The organism is Arachidicoccus sp. BS20 (assembly GCF_001659705.1).
Classification (GTDB): domain Bacteria; phylum Bacteroidota; class Bacteroidia; order Chitinophagales; family Chitinophagaceae; genus Arachidicoccus.
In genome coordinates this window covers 2740937-2763264 of sequence record NZ_CP015971.1, presented here as the reverse complement: position 1 = coordinate 2763264, position 22328 = coordinate 2740937, and the positions used below count along the sequence as shown (strand labels likewise).

Here is a 22328-nt window from a genome sequence, read left to right as displayed (position 1 = left end):
TAAATAAATACCTATTGCTTCTTTCCTGCTACATCAAATGCTCCGTTCAATCTAATGTCTTCCGAAGAACTGCCAACCATCACTTTAAATTCGCCCGGCTCAACCACGTGCTTCATTTCTCTGTTCCACAATGCCAGCGCATCAAAAGCATTCAGTTTAAATGTTACAGTTTTTGTTTCGCCCGGCTGTAAAGTCGCGCGGCTAAACGCTTTTAGTGATTTTACAGGAGTTACCACACTTGAGACTTCATCTCTTATGTATAATTGTACTATTTCATCGCCTGAAACTTTCCCGGTATTTTTCACTTTTAAACTAATCGTAAAATTGCCGTTTGCCGATACAGCTTGCGAAGGCAACTGCAAGTCGGAATATTGGAAAGTCGTATAACTCAATCCGTGACCGAAAGGAAATAACGGCGTATCTTTTTCATCCACATATCTATGATATGAAGTAGGGTTGTGGCTGTAATAAAAAGGAATCTGTCCTACCGAGCGCGGAAACGTAACAGGCAATTTGCCGCTCGGATTTACATTGCCCAACAAAATATCTGCAATTGCTAAACCGCTTTTTTCGCCGTTAAACCATTCTTCCACAACGGCAGGAATATTTTCTGCAATCCAATCGACACACAATGCACGACCGTTCATCAGCACAACAATGACGGGCTTTCCTGTTTGATGAATTGCTTTGATTAAAGTCAATTGTGCCGAATCCAGATTTAATTCTGCTCGGTCCTTTCCCTCGCCCACTTCCTGCGGATTTTCGCCCAACGCGACTACGGCAACATCGGAATTTAGAACAAGGTTAACGGCATTGTTTAATACAGCTTCTTTACCGGTTTTGGAAACTCCTTCGGCATAATTTATCTGAATATTTGCATCTGCCCTTTGTCGCAAACCCGTCAATAAAGAAACCGCCGTATCCTGCGTGTTGGAATATCCGCCCAAATAAGAACTCTTTGCCAACGGACCGATAACGGCTATCTTTTTTACATTTTTCAAAGGCAAAACATGGTTGTCATTTTTCAACAAAACAATGCTTTCCTGCGCGGCTTTTAAAGCGATTTCCTGATGCGCTGCGTTGTTTTTTACTTTTGCAAATAATGTGGTATCTATATAAGGATTATCAAACAAGCCTAACAAAAATTTTACCCTTAACACATCGGCAACCGCACTGTCCAGTCGGGTTTTAGAAAGCATTCCATTATGCAAAGCGGAGTCGAGCGAATTGTCAAAATCTTTATGCGGGAAATCATAGAACTGCATATTCAGTCCTGCATTGAAAGTTTGTGCCAAAGCATCGGTACGACTTGTGGCGGTATGATGATTTTCCAAAGACATTTTTACAGCTCCTAAATCTGAAACCACCATTCCTTTAAAACCCCATTGTTTGCGCAGCACATCTGTGAGCAACCATTTATTATCCACCATCGGAATGCCGTCCAATTCATGATAAGCCGCCATAATGCCCAATGCACCGCCTTGCTTTACGGCTTTTTCAAAGGTTGGCAAATATTCGCTTCTTAATTCGCGTTCGCCGATATTTACGGGCGCCGTATTGCTGCCGGCTTCAGGTATGGAATGCGCTGCAAAATGTTTCGGTTCGCTGATGACAGCATCGGGACGGCTAACGTCGCCGCCTTGCAAACCCTTGACCATTGCCAACCCGATTTCGGAAACCAAATAGGTGTCTTCGCCATAGGTTTCTTCCATTCTTCCCCAGCGCGGGTCACGCGCCAAGCCTAAAAGTGGTCCGAGTATCATATCTGTGCCGTCTGCACGTGCTTCGGAAGCAATGGTTCGTCCAACTTTATATAGTAACGATGTGTCCCAAGTTGCCGCCAATGCCAGCGGAATGGGAAAACTGGTGCTGCCTTTGCCTGAATATCCGTGTAAGCCTTCCTCGATAAACAACACAGGAATACCAAGCCGCGAATGTGTGATTACATAGTGCTGGACTTTATTGGACAGCGAAGCATAAGCCGGATAAAAATCGTGCATGGAACCGACTGAAAAATTACCTAATGCTTTTGCAATAGTATCTTTATTATAAACGGAAGCTTCGTGGGCATCGCCCATCGGGACAAATTCAAAACCTCGATACATATCAAGTTGCTTGATTTTTTCTTCTTCCGTCATTCGCGAAAGCAAATCTTTTACTCTTTTTTCGACAGGAAGTTTTTTGTCTTTATATGGCAAATTATTTTGGCTGTAACCTTTGCCGAGAAAAATAAACACGCTTAAAAAGCCGATAAGAAATTTTGTGATTTTCATGTCGAAGCACTTAAACATAATCATTTAATAAAACTTGAGAATAACAAATAACCATTCGTTCGCAGACAAATAAACAATCGCAGCATTAATAAACTTTATAAATTAAGATTAATGCTGCAATTAATTTTTATAAACTGTAAGAAATCAGGTTATTCTTTCAAAATGTCATTAAAAGAATGAGAAAAATCTTCTCCGTAAGATTTGTGGTATTCTTTGGCAAACCGTTCATAAGTATTCTTGGCAATCGAATGGCGACCAAGTTCATCAAGAATTTTGCATTTGTAGCGAAGCGCATCTTCATTGAGCGCATCAAAATTGAAAATACAATTAGTCGCTTCAACGATATATTCTGCATCTTTCCGCGGGTCGAGATAAGCCATTTCCGCAGTAAGCTCATCGATGATTTTGTTATTAATATCAGTTTTAATATTATCTAACCATTCGTATTCCAACTGTTTTAAAAATGCACCGCGCGAGACAAAATAAAGCATTTTTTCAAGATAGCTGCTGCCATGCTCCTTCGGATAAACTGCGCGCAACTGTAAAAAATCGGCAAGGTCGATGCATACTTTTTCATTATCATATTCGCAATCCCAATACTCTCCATTTTTGACAATATGAATGTCATCTACTTTGTTCAAAATATTTTTTAAACGAACAATATTTACGGACAGATTGTTCTTGGCATTTCTGTCGGGTTTATTTCCCCAAAATATTTCGTTCAGTTTTTCAGACGTTACGCCTTTTCCGTTTTTCAAGGTGTTTAATAAAATAACAAGAAACAATTCTTTCAATAACGGAGAAAATTCATGGCTGATTGCATTGCCCTCTTTATCCAGAATTTCAAAATTGCCGAACAGATAAACCTGCACGGGATTTTCTCTTTCTTTCACAAAAGCAGGCGGCTCGAACGACGTTTTATCTGCCAGTTCTATCAATACACGGGAATTATAATTTGTATCGGACACAACCTGCGTTTGTGAAATATTATTATTCGCAACGAGCGGAACGGAAGCTACTTTCGGTTTTCTTTTTCTTAATACAAGAAATGCAACAATAAATGATGCAAGTATTATTCCGGCAATGATTAAATACTTGTTGATGGGAGTTTGCGGCTGCGGCTTTAAAGAAAAAGGCATCGGCGGAAATGCAATGCCGTAAATGTTGATAGTTGTTTTTTTATCCAAATCCACCAATTGCGTAACGGCTATCAGCTGGCTTGAAGTAGGATTATAAAAAAGGTCTGCATCGGACACAACGTCGTGAAAAGAATACGGAATATCGTTACCGAAAAATTCGTATTGTGGTTTCTCCAAAGAACCTTTAATTAAACGAAGTTTGGTATCATATTTACTCCGATCGAAGCATAAAGCGTAGTAACATTTATTCATTGAATCCACATACATAGAGCCAGCAAAAACAAAGGAAGAATCAGGGTCAGGCAATGTATAGAGCTTTTTGAATGTATGTGTTTGCAGATTAAAATCCATCAAGTCATACAAATAACTCGGATTTAATAACTGGTCGCCGCTATGACTTCCATATCCGCCCAAAATATAAATATCATTTCCGCTTTTACCTGCTGCAGCCATATATCGCGGCGTAAAATAATCGCCTTTCACGGCAACGCTGTCCCATTTCTTTGTAATGAAATCGTATCGCTGAACCTGATTTTTGTAGCGTAACTGACCATATCCACCGAAAACGTACAAAGCATTTTCGCTGCTCACAAAAACCCTGTTGGTATGTCCATATTCTGTTGCCTGAACCGAATCAAATTTTTTACCCCATTCAAAACTTTGAGATGAATATTGCGAAATTCCTTTTACATCAATGTAAAAATTATACAAACTGCTGTCAACAGTGTTATATATAGCCTGATTTCCCTGAAACAAACGGTGAGATTTTGACGGCAAGCTGTACATATTGGACATAATGTCTGCAACGGGAAGCCGAAAAACAGAATCTTCGGAAATAACGTACAAATCTTCCGCATCCGGATTATATGCAATACTTGCATTACCTGCAACATTAAACGATTTCAGCAGTTGCCATCTTTGATGTAAATCCGCCGACCAGACAGGGTTTTTAACAACGGCTATCTCGCCCGAAACAGAATCTTTTATATTGTCCTGCACAGATGACTCGCCATTATTCAACGACCAAAAATATTTCAGTTTCTTATTTTCTTTAATAGAAATATTGCGCACAACCATTGGCGGCAAATCTGTCGTAGAAAACTCATGTATGTCATTGGCGCCGAATAAAATTTTGAAACATCTGTCTTTTAAAGAAATATCTACGGTCTTATATAACTTATGATTCAGATAACAAGACAATGTATTTTTTGTGAAATGATAACAAACATTCGTCCATTTTTTATAAAGATGATTGTTGTCAACATTAAAATTAATATTTGTAAACGTACCGCCAAGCACCGTATTGAAAGTCGAATTTTTTTCGTCGTACAGCAAATCAATATTTTGTCCACTGCCATTAATCATCCGAAAAAGATAACCGAAATAAGTTCCTCTGTTTGGGATAAAATGGAAGTCAAAACTCAAATCCATATCGTCCGAAAAGCAGATCGGCGCACGATTTCCCATTTGCAGCGAAGTACGATTTTCTTGCGGAACATTAAAAGAATTAAATGACAAGCCATAATTTTCCTGAGCATTTACCGGGAAAACAAGCAAACAAGATGCAATAAGAACAATAGTATTTCTGCCCACAATTAATTTCAATAGCTTATGGATAAACTTAACCGCTTTCATTGTGTTTATCTTTGCTAACAAATGTAATGTTTTCTTTCATTACTGCACATGAAACAACCGATTTTTGATGAAAAAAATAAATTTGAATCAACGTATTTCATTGCTATAGGCTCATCAATCAATTGATAAGAACTGCTTTTACCTTACGCATAAATTCATCATTATTGCTTTCAAATTTTACACCCAAATTCCAGTCGCCGCCATGTTGTATTGACTTTATAAGAAAATGATTCCAGCCCTTTTGCAAGGGAATATTTTTTACTTCATAATCATTGGAATGCTGAGACGTTAAAGGCAACAAAACTTTGCCGTTTAAAATAATTTTTGCCGCGCCGTTTGCATTCAAATACATATCGAAAGCAGGCATATCCGGCTCTACCAAAAGATTGACCAACGAACGCGGACTATACACCCAAAAACTTAGGTAAGCAACTGCATTTTTAAAGTTTCCGTCTAAATTCATCTTTCTGAAATTAAAAGAACCGTTTTCGCCTGTTGCTTTTTCTACACGCCAAGTTTGCCCGTTAGAATTTAATCCGGCAAAAGGATTAATATTTAATTCGTCAGATAAAAATTCTTTGTTAGCCGCTTGTTCCGTCGTAAGATTACTCGCATCAAATCCGCCGCAAACCAAAGCGCTTTTCAAATATCCGTCGGAAGAAAGCATTGCCATATCTTCCTGCAACTTGCTGAATGTTGCACCGAGATTGGACAACATTTTGTACAACAATTTATCTGCATTTCCTTTCAACAAATTCATGTCAATCGAACACACATAATAATTTGTATTGCCCGATGTATAGCTTACCAATGCGCTGCCTGCCTGCTTTTTCTCACGTTCGCTTTTCAAAACCCTGCCCGTTTTATTATATTCGGGCTGGTTGTTCCATTCCGACCAATTTGTGTTGCACGCCGTAAGAATGGTATTGCCTTTGTTTACAAAATTTCCCGAAAGCCCGTTGACCATCACAGAATTTTTAAGCAATTCATTAAAATATAAATCCACATTATTCAAACCCGAAACAACCGGTTCATTCTTTAATTTGATAAAAGAACTTGCCGTTCTTTGTGTAAGCTGCAACGATGCTGGCAGTATTTTATTCAATTGCGTCAATTCATTTTCGCTGACGTCTATCACAAATATTTGTGCGCCAGACGAACTATATTTTTTCAACATAGCCAACGTATCTTTTCCTTCTGGCAACATTTGTCCGTCCAGCAAAATCAAAGGATGCGGAACAGTTTCATTCACATCTTTCATTTGCAAACCAAGATTATTCAATCGTTGATACAATGAACTTGTCTTCGGCGAAAGAAAAAGCACATCATTTTTTGCAGGATGAAAATTTTCCACATTTGTTGCAACCGTATCAACACCTGAAATGCTGAAAGGCTCAACAGGCGTGGCATTCGCCGCTTTGATAGCGTAAAACAAAGGCCACGGCTCAAACATGGGAAGCGATGCGTCATAACCGGGATTCAACGTTGTTATGTATGAACCGATTCTTTCCGGCTGCATGCCCGGTTCGCCTTCTTTAAAACGGGTAAAAAATACGCCGTCGTTTATGGTGGTTGGTTTGGTTGTATCTTTTGTGCCTAATGCCAAAGGCTTTAATCCATACCAAGTTGAAAACACTCGAATAAGAAGCACCCAGTTTTCTTTGTTCGGGAATTAATTGATACGCCTCTTTTGCAAGTCCTTCCATCCTGCCTTGTTGCGATTCAAAAGCACGATTGCCATTGTATTTTGAAACCTGCAAAGGCGTTCCATAATAAGCCATTCCCTGCTCGCCGATGCCCCATGGTTTTCCCTGCGAAGACCATTCTTTCATAGAATTTACATCGCCGTAATGCCCAACAATTGTGGGTAAATCGGTTTTAAACATTGTTTCGCCGTCGCCCGAAATCCATGCACGCGAAGGGTCAAGTTCCTTCGCAATTTTTACCCAGGTATTTATTTCATGAATCAAGCTTTGGGCAGTGGAATCAGGTGCATGAAATACATTATGGACAATCGGTTCTGTTTCGTTGCACACGCTCCAGCCGAAAACCGAAGGATGATTTCTGTCGCGCAAAACGAGATGATGAATTTGCGTTTCGCTGTTTTGCCAATATGTGTCTGAAGTCATATCAGGCCCTGCGTCGCTTGCCCAAAGCCCCGATTCGTCCAACACGCAAATGCCCATTTCATCCGCAACATCCAAAAAGAAATGCGGATAAGGTTGCGCGTGCAAACGAACGGCATTGCCGTTTGCCTTTTTCAATGTGCTAAACCACGCCCAAGCATAACGCCGCGTCATTTCAGGTACGCCCATGAAATGCCATGAGTCGCCTTTCAAATGAAACGGTTTTCCGTTCAGCAACAAAGTGTCTTTATCGAAAGAAAACTGCCGCCAACCGAAGCGTTGATACTTTGCATCAATATTTTTTCCGTCGGTTTGCAAATGCAAAACCAATCCGTATAAATTAGGATTATCGGGTGTCCAGTTTTCAAGTTTTTGATTGACTTGTTGTGTTAAGGAAATTGTATAAGATGAATTTGCGGGAATGGAAATATTGTTCTCGTTGGACAATTGTAAAGCAACTTTATTATCCAATTTATTATTTTCGACAGGCGCATCGTTCACTGAATTTCCTGCAAGATTTATCCATTTTCTTATTTCTTCGTTTAAAGAAATTTTTTGTTCTGAAGATGTTTCATTTCTAACCGTAACATCAACTTTTAATTCATTGGAAATTACTTGCGGATTAATGTAAACATCAGATATATAAACATTCGGCTTTGCCAATAAATAAACATCTTGCCAAATTCCGCTGATATAAGTTCCCCAAAAAGAACCCGAAACATAAGGACGGCGACCGTATTTCCCTTGCTTGTCAAAGAGCTTGGATGCCATCACTTTTACCATCAATTCATTTGTTCCTTTTGGATTTACATACTTTGTAACATCCAATTCATAAGGCAGAAAAATGTCGAAATTTTCGCCAATCTTTCTTCCGTTTAAATAATAAATTGCCTTACCTGCAACGGCATCAAAATGCAGAAAAAATCGTTGTCCGTTCCAGTCGGCTGGCAAAGAAAAATCTTTCTTCATAATGGCAACAGGCGCATCGTCCCAACGTTTGGGATAAGACGGAAAAGTAACAAAATCGCTGCCTTTGGTATTGGTAAAACCATTGACATTCCAAGGCGATGGAATGCGTATGCGCGTTGAGTCCCAAGCGAATGTTGCAGGCAAATCGTCCGTTGTATCTTTTGTGTAAACAGGCATTATTTGCCAGGTTCCGTTCAGGCAAATTTCTTTGCGGAAAGGCTGCTCCGTTTCCTTTACCATACCTTGTTCTGGATTGAATCTGTATGAATATTTTACCTGACTATAAGATATTAGCCTAAACAGGCATGAAAAACAAAACAACAAAATAATTCTGTTTTTTCTCACAAAAAACATCTTTAAATTAAAGTTCATTTACTTATTCAACAATTATAATACTTTTGAAAAATTTATACTATGATACATATAGGTGGATACAGAAACGCCGCGATTATCTGTTACAAAACCATAGCAACAAACACCTTCTTTTATTAATTTAGCCGGCAGTTCTACCGTATATATATTCCCGGATTTTAACGTAGTGTTTAAAGGAATCCATTTTCTTTCCTGCCAATTTTTCGCCCGTTCGCTATAATATAAAATAACTGATGCAACTGTTATATTCGCAGGCTCATTAACTTCAATTGTAAGTACCTTATTTCCGTTGGACAATTGCTGTTCGCCTGCAATCTTCGCTGTACCAAACGGCTGTCCCTTACCTTTTAAGTAATAGTCAAAATATAATTGCTGCATTATATGTCCTGAGGGCATTTGCCTATGATTAAAATTGGTATCCCATACATGATTTTTAATTCCGGGAATTACATCTAAGGTATTATCTACAGCTTCGGGCCAGAAATAAGTGTCATTAGAGGTTGCCTCTAAAAAATAAGGCGCTTTAATGTTGCCTGCACGACGACCGGCATCAAAATACCTGAGCCATTTTCTTCTTATATCAGGAGATAAGCTGTCAATTATTTTCTTCCAGAATGAACCTTTATCAAAATATCCGCAACCAAATACAGCATAAGCTGCCTTTACTCTTTTACCCAATATTCCGGATAAAAAAGTCGTTGAATAACCACCCCACGAAAAACCTGTAATACCCACATTTTTTATATCTACATTTTGTTGGGCACATAAATAATTAAATCCTTCAATGCCTGTAACTTCTGCATCTGTCAATGTACTGTTTGTCAAGTTTCTGTCTATATCAAACCGAGGAGCTTCGCCAACAGCCCTTGTTTTCCATTTTCCGAATGAATAAGGTGTTTTTGCAGAATTACATATTCCGGGTAAATCAAAAGCAAGAGTAACATATCCTCGTTCAGCATAAGATTTTACTAAATAACCCAAGTTGCGGGTTATGGTATAAAAAGCGAAGAGCATCGAATAAAATAATAGTTTTGAGTTACCACACTTAAAACGGTATTTATCGATGCTCAACGGGGATAAAGTTATAAGAATATTTTGTTTGGTAGATGATTTATTAAAAGGAATTGGTCATCAGGAAGATGTACGTTGTCGAGTAAGCGATAGCGAAGTGATAACAACGGCAATCGTAGCGGCTCTTTATTTGGGGGGACATCATGATAATGCGAGAGGTTTTATGCAAATGACGGGCATGTGTCCTCAGATGTTGGACAAAAGCAGATACAACAGGCGTTTGCACAGATTAGAGCCATTGTTGTGCAGTATGTTTTTTCAGCTTGGCGGGTATTTGAAAGACATCAGCGGAGCAAGCAGTTATGTGATAGATTCCTTTCCTGTAGCGGTTTGCGACAATATAAGAATATCGCGCAGCAAGATGCTGAAAGGCAAACAATGGCGTGGCAGGCAAAGCAGTATGCGCAGATATTTTTACGGAGTAAAGGTGCAAGTGCTGACAACAGCGAAAGGCATACCGGTTGAATTTGGTTTTGTTCCCGGCAGTGAGAGCGATGTGCAGGCATTGAAAAAGCTGCCGTTAAGCGTAGCGCCTGAAAGTTGTATTTACGGCGATGCCGCTTATACGGATTACACCATCGAAGATGATATGTTGGAAGCAGAGAACATTCATTTAATGATTGGCAGGAAGTCCAACAGCAAAAGAAAGGATGAACCTTGGGTAAGATTTTTGAAAGAACACAGCAGAAAAAGAATTGAAACAACATTCAGCGAAATCAAAAATCTGTTCCTTAGAAAGATTCACGCTGTAACTTTTAAAGGTTTTTTACTGAAAATATTGATGTTTATTTTCGCTTATACCTTGAATAGACTTACTGATTAAATAGCAACTTGAATTAAATAAAACAAATCTTCTGCTTTACTGCCTCCACCGTGGAGAAAAACGAGACCCGGATGTTTTCCCTGCAGATTTTTAGGATAAGCCATGATTGCATAAACAGTATCCAAATCATCACGTGTGCCAATGGTAAATTTTTTGACTGTAATTGCCGAGTCTCCTGTTCCGTAATTCAAACAACTAAGAACTTTTATAACATTAGGTACTGTCTTCAAATATGGCAGGAACGGGTCTGACTGTGCATTGGTTTTTACCCATCCGCCAAAGCATACCAAAACAATTAAAACCAAAAAATGTTTTGTGCTGTTTTTGAAATTTTTTCTTTTAATCAATCTGTGGATTTTCATAATAAATCATACTTGAGAAATCTTTATATCAAAACAGTTTATTGAAATCTATTTATCATTTACAACAACTATTACAGCGATTATAATATAATATCATTGACAAATTCAACCTATTTTTTTCTTACCGGAACAGTAATACTTAGCGGTTTCTTTCCATGCAACATATCTGCCGCTTGCCCCGTAAGCCACAAATAATAACCGCTCGGCTTACCATCCATTCCCGTGAAATGCGTGTTGCCTGCGGACGGCGGATTGTCCACACATTTAAAAATCGCCGTGCCTTCGTTGATTTCGTCAAACATAGCAACATACAACATTTTAGCGCCTGCGTTCAATGAAGTATAAATTTGCTGCCAGTAAAATTTGCCGCCTTCGCGGGGAATAGAACCGAGCGGTTTTATGTCATCCGGGAAAGCGTGTACACTTAAATTGTGCCAGCTAAAGCCGGGATAAATACAAGGCACGTAAGCCAGGTGATTTTGATTGCACCATTGAATATCTTTCTCAATCAAATCCCTGTAACGGTCCATATCGTGATGCAGCAACGGACTGAAACGCTGTACCATCCAGGGCAAAACGATGTCGCAGCTTTTAATAATCTGATGCAGATAAGGGTCGTTCACACAATCGTTGTCCAGTTCGCGCCAATAAGTAGGCACACCAATCATAATCGCGCAACCGCCGTAAACAGGGTCATATTTCAAAAAATTGATGAGCCGCATAATGCCGATGTCGCGGATATTATAAGGTCTGTCGGGAAAGCCCAAGCCCCAAATGGTTACAACCGGTTTTCCGTGATAATGCAGATAAGTTTTAGTGCCGGGCTGATTGGTTACGTGCAAAGAATCTACCAGATATTTCCAGTCCTCAATAATCGAACTGCAATCTTCGCCGGAAGCTTTCAGACCCGAAAGGTCGTACATGATAGCGATGGCTCTTTTATATTTTGAGGCGGCTTCAAACGCATTTTTCAACACAACAAGCGAACTGTTTTTTGCATCATGCGATTTCGTTGTACCGAAAAAACGTTGCATAAAAACACCGTCGATGCCGTATTGCTGCATCCACTTGAAATGTAAGTCCACCGTGCTTTTATCATAAGAACTGAAAAGCTTTGCCGTACTTCCGTCAGAAAATTTAAAAGGTGTTGGATAGGTTTTTTGGTATTCGCTTACATCGGGCCATAAATCCACACCGACAGTATTTGTATCGGAAAAATAAGAAAACCGTTTCGAGCCGCTTCCATCGCCCGGTGTCCTGAACCATCCTTGATAACCCGCCATTACAAGCCCTTCGTAAGTCGGATACAATGTGGTTTTCGCGTGCTTAGATTGTGCGCATAAAATATTTGCAGTGATAAGCGTTAAGGCTAAAAGTTTTATTTTCATTTTATTGTTTTTAATGTTCTGACAAAAACTATTGCACTCCCCAGCTTTTATTTGGTCTGCTGCCCATTTCCAGTTCAAGCGTACCGCCGTTGATTAATTGCTCATGCGTGAAAAAGGGCGTCTTCAATTCAACGCCATTTATTTTTGCAGACTGAACATATTTGTTTACTTCGGAACAATTATGCGCCATCATGGTAAATGTTTTGCCGTTGGTCAAACGAATGAAAACCTTTGAAAAAACAGGGCTTCCGATAGCGTAAACCGGTCTGCCGGGCGTAACCGGATAAAAGCCCATAGAAGAAAATACCACAAACGCCGACATGCCGCCGCCGTCTTCATCGCCGGGAATGCCAAAAATATTGTCATCAAACCAAGTCTTTAATAAAAGCCTTACGCGCTCCTGCGTTTTCCATGGCGCGTTTGTATAATCATATAAATACGGAATAAAAAAGCTCGGCTCGTTGCCCATCGAAAATTCTCCTACCAATCCTGTCGCATCGGGGAATTTTGCCCAAAAAGCATATCGCGAGCGTCCAAGGTCTTCGCGAAATAATTGATCAAGCCTGTTTTCAAACTTGTTTTTTCCGCACATTAAACTGATTAATCCGGGAATATCTTCCTGCACCTGCCAGAGATAAGTCCAGCCGTTGTTTTCATCATAATAATCTCTTCCGCCCATGCCGCCGTCAAACTTCGGGTCGATATTTATCCAATTTCCATTGGCATCTTTCGGCATAAAGAATTGCTTCTCTTTGTCCCAAAGATTTTTATAATTCTGTCCGCGTTTTGCGAAATAGCTATAATCATCTTGCTTGCCAAGTTCTTTTGCCATTTGGCTTACAGCCCAATCATCATAGCTTCCGCCGAGCGTTACGGCAACAGCCTGGCGTTTTTCAAAAGGGTTCACTTCAGCAACAGTTTCTTGCTCGCCTTTGTTCAATGCCGGAAAATATCCATGCTTGTAATAAAAGCTGTCTAATATTGTTGAAGGACCATTTCGCCACGGCAGCATGGTGGCTTCGTTGGCATTTTTTTTCATGCCTGCATAAGCCGTTTTGTAGTCCACATTTTTTAATCCTTTGCGATAAGCGTCAAGAAATAAAACCGACGAATGAAAGGCATTCATGCACGCATGGTCGCCGAAAAGCACGGGAAACGTGGGCATCCAGCCAAGCTGCTGATACATTCTTACATAAGATTGCAACATATCTTCTTCCTGCGCGGGGTTTAAAATCATCCGCAACGGATGCAGCGCGAGATACGTGTCCCAAACCCAATCGTCCACATAAAAAGGTCTGTCGTCCGTATGAATTTTATTATCGTAACCGCTGTAATATTTTCCGTCTTCCGAAATATTAATCATGCGTTCTTTGCAGCGATACAATGCCGTATAAAAACTTCTTTTTTCATCATCTGTTCCACCTTCTACCTGAATTTGCCCGAGCGCATTTGCCCAAGTATTTTTTGCCTTGTCGGCTAATTCATTAAACGAAATATTGTTTCCCAATTCGTCTTCATAATTTTTCTTTGCCTGTTCTTCACTGATATAAGAAACCGCGTAACGAAACTCAATAGTGTCTGCATTTTTATCTTCAAAACTGCAAAATGCTTTGGCAGATTCGCCTTCTATATTTGCAGAAGCAATTACTTTCCCGTCGTTAATTGTTCCGCTTTGCGCAGGTTGATTGAGCTTACCGTACAGATAAACCGGTATCGACTGATGACCGCTTTCCGCAGGATAAATTTGCATGGCTTCAACCGTTTTATCGTCTGTGAAATGCCACCAATTTTTCCCTCTCATATATGTGCCGAACAATAAATTTTTTGCGCTGCCTGCAGGAAATGCAAAACGGAATATGCCGACCTTTTTGCCTTCTGTATATTCTACGGAAACATTATCGTCCACCAAATAAGTGTAATAATGCCACGGCGCTCTTTGTTCCGCACCCTGGTCGTAAGCTACTTTTTTATTCCAACTTGCGCTTGTCAATTTTTCATCGGTATCGGGCAAAAGAGAAAATACTTGTCCTAATCGATGCGATACAATGAGCAATGGAAAACTGCCGATTTGGTCGTCAAGATAATCTTTGCGCATGGGCGTCATGCGCATCATTTGATTCGGCAATTGCATCGTTGGGCGTGTGGGTTCCAGTAATTGTCCTACGCCGCCGATTTCGGGATGAAGATATTGTAAAACATGGTGCTCACTTTGAGCTGAAGTTGGTGTACAAAGAGCGAATATGTATATAACAATCAATATTCTTTTCAAATAAAAACAATTCATCATGAGAATAATTTTAAACATATACTAAATAAAAATAATATCGAATTGAAAAGCGCTTACATCTCAACCAACGAGATTAACTATTGTTCATTTTGCAAATCAACAAGCAGGGGATTAATGGATAGCTTAATTAATGATTAATACAGTAATTAATTTTTCAAAAAAAGAGTTTTGCCGGATTGGGAAATCATTATTTTAAAAATCTTCCTGTTTTCTTTTGTCCAGACTTGACCGGAAACATAAAAATTACTGAGAAATGGGGCGCAATTTGAGGCTCTTGGCAGTTATATATCAGTGATAATAAATTGATGCGCTGTTTGAGTCACAGCTGCCAAAACTAAAAGTCAGCTTCCTGAAAACCAGGTTTTTGACGGTTCACAATATCGAACCGCGAGGCTTAATGAAGCCGTTCGCCTGATATATGCGCTTGGCGCGGGTTTTAGCGAAAATGAAAATGGACAAACCGAAGAAAATTTCGACTTGTCCACTTTGGTGCGGAAGAGGGGAATACGTTTGAACACCTTAGAGGCATTTTGGACATATATAAAGAAATTTTCTCTTAACATAGAATCTCATATAATCAGCAACACGCCAAATAAAAATAAAAAGCAAGGAAAACTTGAACCGTAACAGTTTTCTAAGTCAGCAATGTTTTCTATCAGAATCTCTATTCTGTTGTTATCTGAAAAACAGTTATCTCCGCAATGAGGAATATGATGCGGCTGACGATGAAATGATATAATAAACAGAGCAAAAATTGGTGTTCACAAATTATGAAAAAGTCCGTGTTTTATGAATTTGATTAACTCATTCATTAGACATTTCTGCGATAAAAAACTAAAATAATCGCCGTATATAAATTCTTGAATTGATTTAATAAGGAAACAATCTTGATTCTTTTTTAGACACCGTTATAACTGTCTTATTGTTTTTTTAATCTGACTTGTCAGAATATCTTCGCCAGAAGTTCTTCTTTTTTATTGGGAGAAACATCTATTTCCGAGCCGTCCATTAATTCCAATACGCCGCCATCGCCGCGTTTGTATTTCAATACAAATTCAAGGTTTACAATCACAGAGCGGTTAACCCGCATGAAGTTATCGGAAGACAACATATTTTCATATTCTTTCAATGTACGACTCACAATAATTTTTTTCTTATCTGTCAGTATAAATGTACTGTAATTACTTAAGGCTTCTATGCGTGTGATTTGGGATTTTTCAATAAGATGAATACCTTCTGCAGTAGGCAATGCGATTTTGTTTTTAGATATAGACTTAGTCTTAGCAGGAGTTTTAGGCATATTTGCTTTTGTTGCCATTCTTTTTTTTAATCTACGGATAGCGTCACGCAATTCATCTTCTTCTATCGGCTTTAATAAATAATCCACCGCACTTATGCGCAAAGCGTCCAGTATGTATGAATTGTAAGCAGTAGTAAAAATTATTTCGAAATCAAATTCGCTCAGTCGCTCAAGGAACTGAAAGCCGTTCAGCACAGGCATTTCTACGTCAAGAAATAATACATCAGGCTGTACTTTAGTTATTTCCGCCAGCGCTGTTTGAGGTAAATTATAAACCGCTTCAATAATGATTTCATCACTGAACAATTTTAATTTTTGTTCCATAAGCCGACTGCCTCTCGGCTCGTCATCGAGTATAACTGCTTTTATCATTGTATGGTTTTGCAATTCTAAGGTCGTAAATTTTTCGCTGATAAAGCGGTCGATTGATTTTTCAGCGTTTAATCCTTCATACTAAAAGCCTTTTTTACTGCAGTATAATCATTGAAATCGACATTACCGGTTGCTTTGACACTACCCGACACAATAACATAGCGAAAACTGTTTCCACTTGAAATATTGTCATACAGATTATGATCATTGGTAAAACGAATCTTCACCTTTCCCGATAAAACAATCGACGTCCATTCATCTGTATATAAAGTGGTGCCTTGTTTATATATTATTGATATTGGTAAAAGCCCTACCTGACCTGTTGGCCATATGTGTTGATTGTAGGTATTCAGCTTAGCATATACCATTACCATTCCTTTATCCAGAATATCCTGCGTGATTTTTGGTTCTGTTATAGTGTAGCTAAGACCGTATATTCCGAAAACTGTATCTTTTACATAGGATGACGGCTTGAACCAATCGGAATAAATTACATTGGCAGTTCCCGTGTCGCCTTGCGGCCCTGCCGGCCCAATATCGCCTTTTTTGCAGGCATAAAACGCGATTGACGCCATTATGATCACAAGTGCAGAAATGAGAATCTTTTTCATATTTTTTTATTTGTGCAGATTAATCTTTTGAAGTTCGTTGCCCAAAAATCCCGATCAGTTTTTTGTATATGTGCCAAAATCGACAACCTCGGCATTTGCATTATAACAGGTGAATAAAAGTTTCCCTTGCTGTATATAAAAGCGCCAGACTTCACCGCCCACATTAGCGGTTGCAACACCATATACCTCTTTTGTATAATCGCCTGAAATTGTTGACGGAATTCCTTGCTGAGATATTACCGTAAGGGTAAATTGCCCGCTTTTAAATGCGAGAATATTACTGATTGCCGGAACTTTATTAACATCGCTTGTGCTTAGGTTTGCAGAATATTCCGTGCCGGTATATATGTTGCCGGCAAAAGGATCGGAATCGGGGATCTTTTCAAGCGTATAATCGGTAAATAAATTCGAGGAACAATCAGACAAGGTTTCGTTGTCAAGTTTCCATGAAAGATTGGCATCGCCAAAATTTATTTGCAGTAGCCCGTTTTGTACTTTATATTCGAAATTAGAGCTATTATATTGCTTGAAATAAACACCCTGCGCATTGGAATTGAAGATAAGGGCTGCAGGAAACATTATACCGTTGAACGACTGATTACTTACAATGTAATACTTTGTCATATCCGTTTTGCCTGAGTCGGCATTGCCGGACGGGTTGTCCTTTTTACTGCAAGAGGCAAGCAACAGAAGAAATAAGCACAGGCATATAAATTTTTTCATGACATAATATTTTATTTTGAAATTCTGTACCGAAATTAGAACGATGTAGAACAGCCGTTTTCCGTAAATGAGTGAAGCGGCTGTTTAAGGTCACGAAAAGTACTTCCCACTTAGTAAAGGTTTTTTCAAATGCTGCAACAGCATGCTATCTTTGATAAGGCGCTTCGGAATAAAAATGTAATCTTCTCACAATACAATTATTTTAATTCCGTCGAGAATGTCATTATAAAATGTAAGACGTATGAAATGCTTGTTCTCTAAAAGAATATACCCGGTCTGCGTTTTTTTGCTTACGTTCTCTTTCGCATTGTCTCAAAAACAAGGAAGAGAAGCAATCGATTCAATGCTGAACGATTTGAAGAAACCACAATCCGATACAGACAGAATCAAACTTATCTATAGAATAGGAGATGCTTATACTCATATCGATCCTGCCAAAAGCCTGCAATATGCCAAAGAAGGCTTGACGCAAGCCGAAAAAGCCGGTTGGAATAAAGGAATTGCGGCTTTCAATATTTCTATCGGTAACGTATTGTCGGATGCGGGCAAATACGATTCGTCCATTCTCTATTTCAAAAGAGCATACGACACAGATAGTGTTATTGGCTATAAACGAGGAATTATTTCTTCGTTACAGAACATCGGTACAGCATACAACAACAGCGGTAATTATAGGGTGGCAGCCAAATATTTTTTTAAAGCATTGCCCATCGCAGAGAAAGCCGGAGACTATTATAACCTAAGTGTCATTTGCGGGAACATCGCGGCACTCTATGGACAAATGGACAATACAGACAAAGACCTCAGTTATTCCGAAAAAGCGCTGCGTTACGCCGAAAAAACCAATAATAATGAAATCAAAGCGCAGGCCAACCAAAATTTGGCGAACGCATATTTAGGAAAGAAAGATACCGGCGCCGCCAAAATATATTATAAAACGGCTCTTTCTTTATACCGAAAAGTAAACAACCAATTTGGCGCAGCCAATGTTTACTATGCACTGTCTGTAATTGAAAGAGATATTCAAAAAAGCATCCTGCTTGGAAAGGAATCTCAAAATATATGGAACAAAATAAGCCCCGGCCATGACATTGCCATTGCCAATCTGCTCAACCTCGGAATTGCATATCTTAACCAAGCGTGGCAAGATACATTGGGCATAACCACAAAAAAAGATGCCGGACCGTCACTTGACAGCGCTCGAAATTTTTTGAAAAAAGGAATCGGTTTATCCGATCAAACCAATAATAAAAGCAATCTGGGAGAATTCTTTAAATTCTTGTCGGCGGTTAATGAAACAAGTGGCGATTACAAAACGGCGCTGAAAAATTTAAAGAAAGCCGATCAAATTAACGACTCGGTATATTCAACCGAAAACCGCAACAAAATTGCAGAACTCGAAGCGAATTATGAATTTGAAAAGAAAGAAGCCGTTTATAAAGAGCAGGAAAAATTATCTGCATTAAAGTTGCGGCAATTGTGGGTGTATGCGGCGCTCGCACTGTTCATTGCCATTGTTTTTTTTCTGTATTTTCTGAACAGGTACAGAATAAAACAACTCCGTTTAAAGAATGCCATACAGCAGCGTGAAGCATTGCAGAAAGAGCGTGAGCTGGCATTTCAAAATCAGCTTGCACAAAGCGAACTGAAAGCCATACGTGCGCAAATGAATCCGCACTTTATTTTCAACGTGCTGAATTCTATTGAGTCTTACATTATGGAAAATGATGCAGTTACTGCAAGCCGGCTGCTGCAAAAGTTTGCATCGCTTTGCAGGCTTACACTGGAAAATTCTACCCGGCAATATGTCAATGCCGAACGCGAGTGGCAGGCATTAAAGCTGTATGCAGAATTGGAAGCCATGCGTTTCAATCATCAGTTTTCTTATGAATTTGAACTGAGCGCCGGTACAAACTTATCCGAATTGCTCATTCCACCCATGATGATGCAGCCTATCGTAGAAAATGCTATCCATCATGGTTTGCGCAACTCGGCAGACGATAACCCGCACTTTAAAGTAACCGCCGTGCGCAGGGAAGATGTGCTCATTTTTATTACGAAAGACAACGGAGCCGGATTGGCAGAAGCACAAAAAAGAAATTCCGTGCCGGCTGTTAAGAAAAAATCTTTGGGGCTTTCATTGCTTCGTGAAAGAATCTCCATTATCAATCAATCTTTCGGTAAAGAGATGGCGGCGTTTTCTTTAGAGTCCAACATCGTTGGTCATGGTGCTATAGCTGTTTTAAAGTTGCCGGTTTTACGTAATGGGTAATGGTGTTTTGGTTTGGGGCATTCGGTTTGTGCCATATCATTGTCTTGAATTGAATCCGGATAAGTATTCGTTAGGCACGATGTCTTTGCTAGCTTGCTTAATCAACAAATAAGCAAAGTCTGCAAATATTTGCCAACTCTTTTTTCGTTGGCATAGGTAAGATAGGCGTTATTTAAAAATCATGTCTGGTAAAACTCAGGAAAGGTTTATTGGACTATTTTAGATATTCCATTTTAATCATTCTTTATTGAGCCGCGATTGCATAAATTTTGTTAAGAAATATCCGCCAGTTTTAGGCGATCCTATAAATTTTACCAGTTTTGATATTCTTCAATAGCAACTGTGCTTCAAAAGCTGAGAATGGAGATATGATATATAGATTATGAAATATTAAATAGCAGGTTTCAGCGAAAATGAAAATGGACAAACCGAAGAAAATTTCGACTTGTCCATTTTGGTGCGCCCTATGGTACAATTATCCGATAACTTCCTCTCTGATTTAAGAAAATTAGTCAAACTTGATGATGAATAATTTGATGTTTATTAGCTAGTTATAAGACATATACGGCTTTAGGCATCCGCCGTTATAAAAACTTTATCAATTTAAAACTTTGCGGTATATATAATATTTAACGGGATAATAGTGCAAATGTTCACGAAATTGCTGTAAAGTTTGTGAAAATATTTTTGTCATTGAAAATAATACAAAAAACGATTTTTTCTTCAAAAAATTTGTTCAAAAAAAGTGTTCATGAACAGTTTTGGCATTACTTGACACAGAATATGTTTTTTAAGCACTTGAAATAAACCAAGATATTGTTGGAGGTATTTCTATGTAGAATATTTCTTATAATTAAAAATAAGCCATAACATTGTAAACGATTTTATAAAACTTAAACTACGCTACCTAAAACTTTAACATACATGCAACTGGGTATAAATTGCTGCTTAAAGAATTTGTCAGAGTTTAATTGGGGCTTAACACTGCTCTTTGTGGTGTTATTTTTTGCAGGATGTAAAAAAAATCCTCCAGCTGCAAAAATACTTACATCTATCGCTGTAACTACACCACCCGTTAAAACTGCTTATACAATCGGCGATACCTTTGACCCAACGGGAATGGTGGTAACTGCTACATATAGCGATAAGTCCACATCTGAAATAACTATTACTGCGAATATGTTGAGTTATGATTTTTCTACGGTGGGTAATAAAACAGTAACCATTACCTATGATGGTCAAACGACTACTTTTACGGGGATTACCGTAAACGCTGCACTTGCTATTACTGGCTTTAGCCCTGCTGAAGCACAGCACGATTCAATTATTACAATTACAGGAGTAAGTTTTAATCCCACACCAGCAAACAATATAGTAGCCTTTAATGGTATAGCGGCAACCGTTGTTTCAGCAACTACGACACAGTTGACAGTAAAAGTGCCAAAAGATAAAAATAGCAGTGGTAAAATAAGTGTAACTGTTGCAAACAATACAGCTACCTCTGCTACTAATTTTACCTATGTGTTTACTGCAGTAGTATCTACTCTTACAGTTGGTGGAGGTAACCCTTTGAGTATTGTGTTGGATGCTTCGGATAATATGTATACGAACAATTTTTATTCTATTCTCAAAATAACCTCTGTTGGTATAGTTAGTGATATGAACGTTAATTTCGGCAGTGTGGATGGCTTAGCACTTGATGGGCAGGGGAATTTGTATGTAGCGAGTGGTAGTTATAGCACTATATACAAAATAATATTATCCACAGGCGAGATAAGTACATTAGCAGGGAATGGTGGGCAAGGACTTACCAATGGCTTTGGGACGGCTGCTACATTTAATTATCCTTCTGGTTTAACATTCGATGGACATGGCAATCTTTATGTGGCTGATCTGTTTAATGATGCCATTCGAAAAATAGTAATCGCTACCGGACAAGTAACTACCCTGGCTGGCGGTAACGGTGGGCTTGATGTTAATTATCCCAAAGGTGTAGCGTTAGATACTGCGGGTAATGTGTATGTAGCGAATTACGGTGGCAGCAACATACTAAGAATAAGCCCAACAGGCTCCGTGAACACATTGGCAGGTAGTGGATACGGTGGTATAGTCGACGGAAAAGGAGCAGCGGCTCAATTCTTGGCTCCCGCTGGTATAGTGTATGATGGAATAGGCAATCTATATGTAGCAGATATTACCGCTATTCGAAAAATAGTTATATCCACAGGTGTAGTTACTACTATTGCTGGCAGTGGTGGATTTGGCGGCAGGGCTGATGGCGTGGGAGCAGCGGCCCAATTTTCCCAAGCGAATGCTATAGTAATGGATACTTCGGGCAATCTATATGTAGCAGATGAGAACGATGGCATTCGCAAAATAACGTTTGAATAAAAAAGATAAAGAGCCAGAGGCTCTTGCAACGATGACTTTTCTCATAATAGGAAGGAGTCGTTAATGTGTGTTCGTGAGTAAAATATGCGCTATCAAGGGATACATTAGTGGAAGATTCGGATTCACTGCGACACAATACAAAACCGGAACTTTCTTTCCCACACTGAATTTAATTATTTTAATCATCGTTCATCATTTTAATTAAAACAGATTT

General features: G+C 39.0%; 14 protein-coding genes. 3 read left to right on the top strand and 11 right to left on the bottom strand.

What is annotated here, in order from left to right:
* Positions 1 to 11: 11 nt before the first annotated feature.
* From A9P82_RS12150 to A9P82_RS12130, 5 genes are all read right to left on the bottom strand, one after another.
* Entirely contained in the window at positions 12 to 2273 is a 2262-nt protein-coding gene (locus tag A9P82_RS12150) for a glycoside hydrolase family 3 N-terminal domain-containing protein (RefSeq protein WP_197492167.1), read from the bottom strand.
* Between the two features lie 149 nt (positions 2274 to 2422).
* Positions 2423 to 5047: a Kelch repeat-containing protein gene (locus A9P82_RS12145; RefSeq protein WP_066208203.1), complete on the bottom strand. Its 2625-nt coding sequence runs from the start codon at positions 5045 to 5047 to the stop codon at positions 2423 to 2425.
* Between the two features lie 118 nt (positions 5048 to 5165).
* Positions 5166 to 6653 carry a hypothetical protein gene (locus tag A9P82_RS12140; RefSeq protein WP_066208200.1) on the bottom strand — a complete coding sequence of 496 codons (1488 nt, stop codon included), beginning with the start codon at positions 6651 to 6653 and terminating at the stop codon, positions 5166 to 5168.
* Positions 6583 to 8382 (bottom strand): glycoside hydrolase family 2 protein, encoded by a 1800-nt coding sequence (locus A9P82_RS12135; RefSeq protein WP_197492166.1) that lies wholly within the window; start codon positions 8380 to 8382, stop codon positions 6583 to 6585. Before A9P82_RS12135 ends, A9P82_RS12140 begins: the two co-directional genes overlap by 71 nt.
* A gap of 147 nt (positions 8383 to 8529) precedes the next feature.
* Entirely contained in the window at positions 8530 to 9528 is a 999-nt protein-coding gene (locus A9P82_RS12130; protein ID WP_066208193.1) for an alpha/beta hydrolase family protein, read from the bottom strand.
* Between the two features lie 49 nt (positions 9529 to 9577).
* On the opposite strand from A9P82_RS12130, the gene A9P82_RS12125 reads away from it, so the two are divergent.
* Positions 9578 to 10408, top strand: a complete 831-nt coding sequence (locus A9P82_RS12125) for an IS982 family transposase (RefSeq protein WP_066202942.1) — start codon at positions 9578 to 9580, stop codon at positions 10406 to 10408.
* Here the strand turns inward: A9P82_RS12125 and A9P82_RS12120 are convergent.
* The 6 genes from A9P82_RS12120 to A9P82_RS12095 all read right to left on the bottom strand — a co-directional run bounded on the left by A9P82_RS12120 (position 10405) and on the right by A9P82_RS12095 (position 17451).
* Positions 10405 to 10770, bottom strand: a complete 366-nt coding sequence (locus tag A9P82_RS12120) for a hypothetical protein (protein WP_066208191.1) — start codon at positions 10768 to 10770, stop codon at positions 10405 to 10407. The genes A9P82_RS12125 and A9P82_RS12120 overlap by 4 nt on opposite strands.
* A gap of 110 nt (positions 10771 to 10880) precedes the next feature.
* Positions 10881 to 12158 (bottom strand): glycoside hydrolase family 71/99-like protein, encoded by a 1278-nt coding sequence (locus tag A9P82_RS12115; protein WP_197492165.1) that lies wholly within the window; start codon positions 12156 to 12158, stop codon positions 10881 to 10883.
* 28 nt (positions 12159 to 12186) lie between these two features.
* Positions 12187 to 14445, bottom strand: a complete 2259-nt coding sequence (locus A9P82_RS12110; RefSeq protein ID WP_082915418.1) for a GH92 family glycosyl hydrolase — start codon at positions 14443 to 14445, stop codon at positions 12187 to 12189.
* Positions 14446 to 15388: 943 nt separating this feature from the next.
* Positions 15389 to 16117, bottom strand: a complete 729-nt coding sequence (locus A9P82_RS12105; protein WP_066208189.1) for a LytR/AlgR family response regulator transcription factor — start codon at positions 16115 to 16117, stop codon at positions 15389 to 15391.
* Between the two features lie 68 nt (positions 16118 to 16185).
* Complete coding sequence (locus tag A9P82_RS12100) at positions 16186 to 16692, bottom strand: hypothetical protein (RefSeq protein WP_156522680.1); 507 nt, start codon at positions 16690 to 16692, stop codon at positions 16186 to 16188.
* Positions 16693 to 16782: 90 nt separating this feature from the next.
* Positions 16783 to 17451, bottom strand: a complete 669-nt coding sequence (locus A9P82_RS12095) for a hypothetical protein (protein ID WP_066208183.1) — start codon at positions 17449 to 17451, stop codon at positions 16783 to 16785.
* Between the two features lie 241 nt (positions 17452 to 17692).
* Between A9P82_RS12095 and A9P82_RS12090 the strand changes: the two genes are divergently transcribed.
* Together A9P82_RS12090 and A9P82_RS12085 are read left to right on the top strand one after the other, a co-directional pair.
* Positions 17693 to 19723, top strand: coding sequence for a tetratricopeptide repeat-containing sensor histidine kinase (locus A9P82_RS12090; protein WP_082915334.1), 2031 nt, complete (start codon positions 17693 to 17695; stop codon positions 19721 to 19723).
* Between the two features lie 924 nt (positions 19724 to 20647).
* Positions 20648 to 22114: a bacterial Ig-like domain-containing protein gene (locus A9P82_RS12085; protein WP_082915333.1), complete on the top strand. Its 1467-nt coding sequence runs from the start codon at positions 20648 to 20650 to the stop codon at positions 22112 to 22114.
* Positions 22115 to 22328 lie beyond the last annotated feature (214 nt).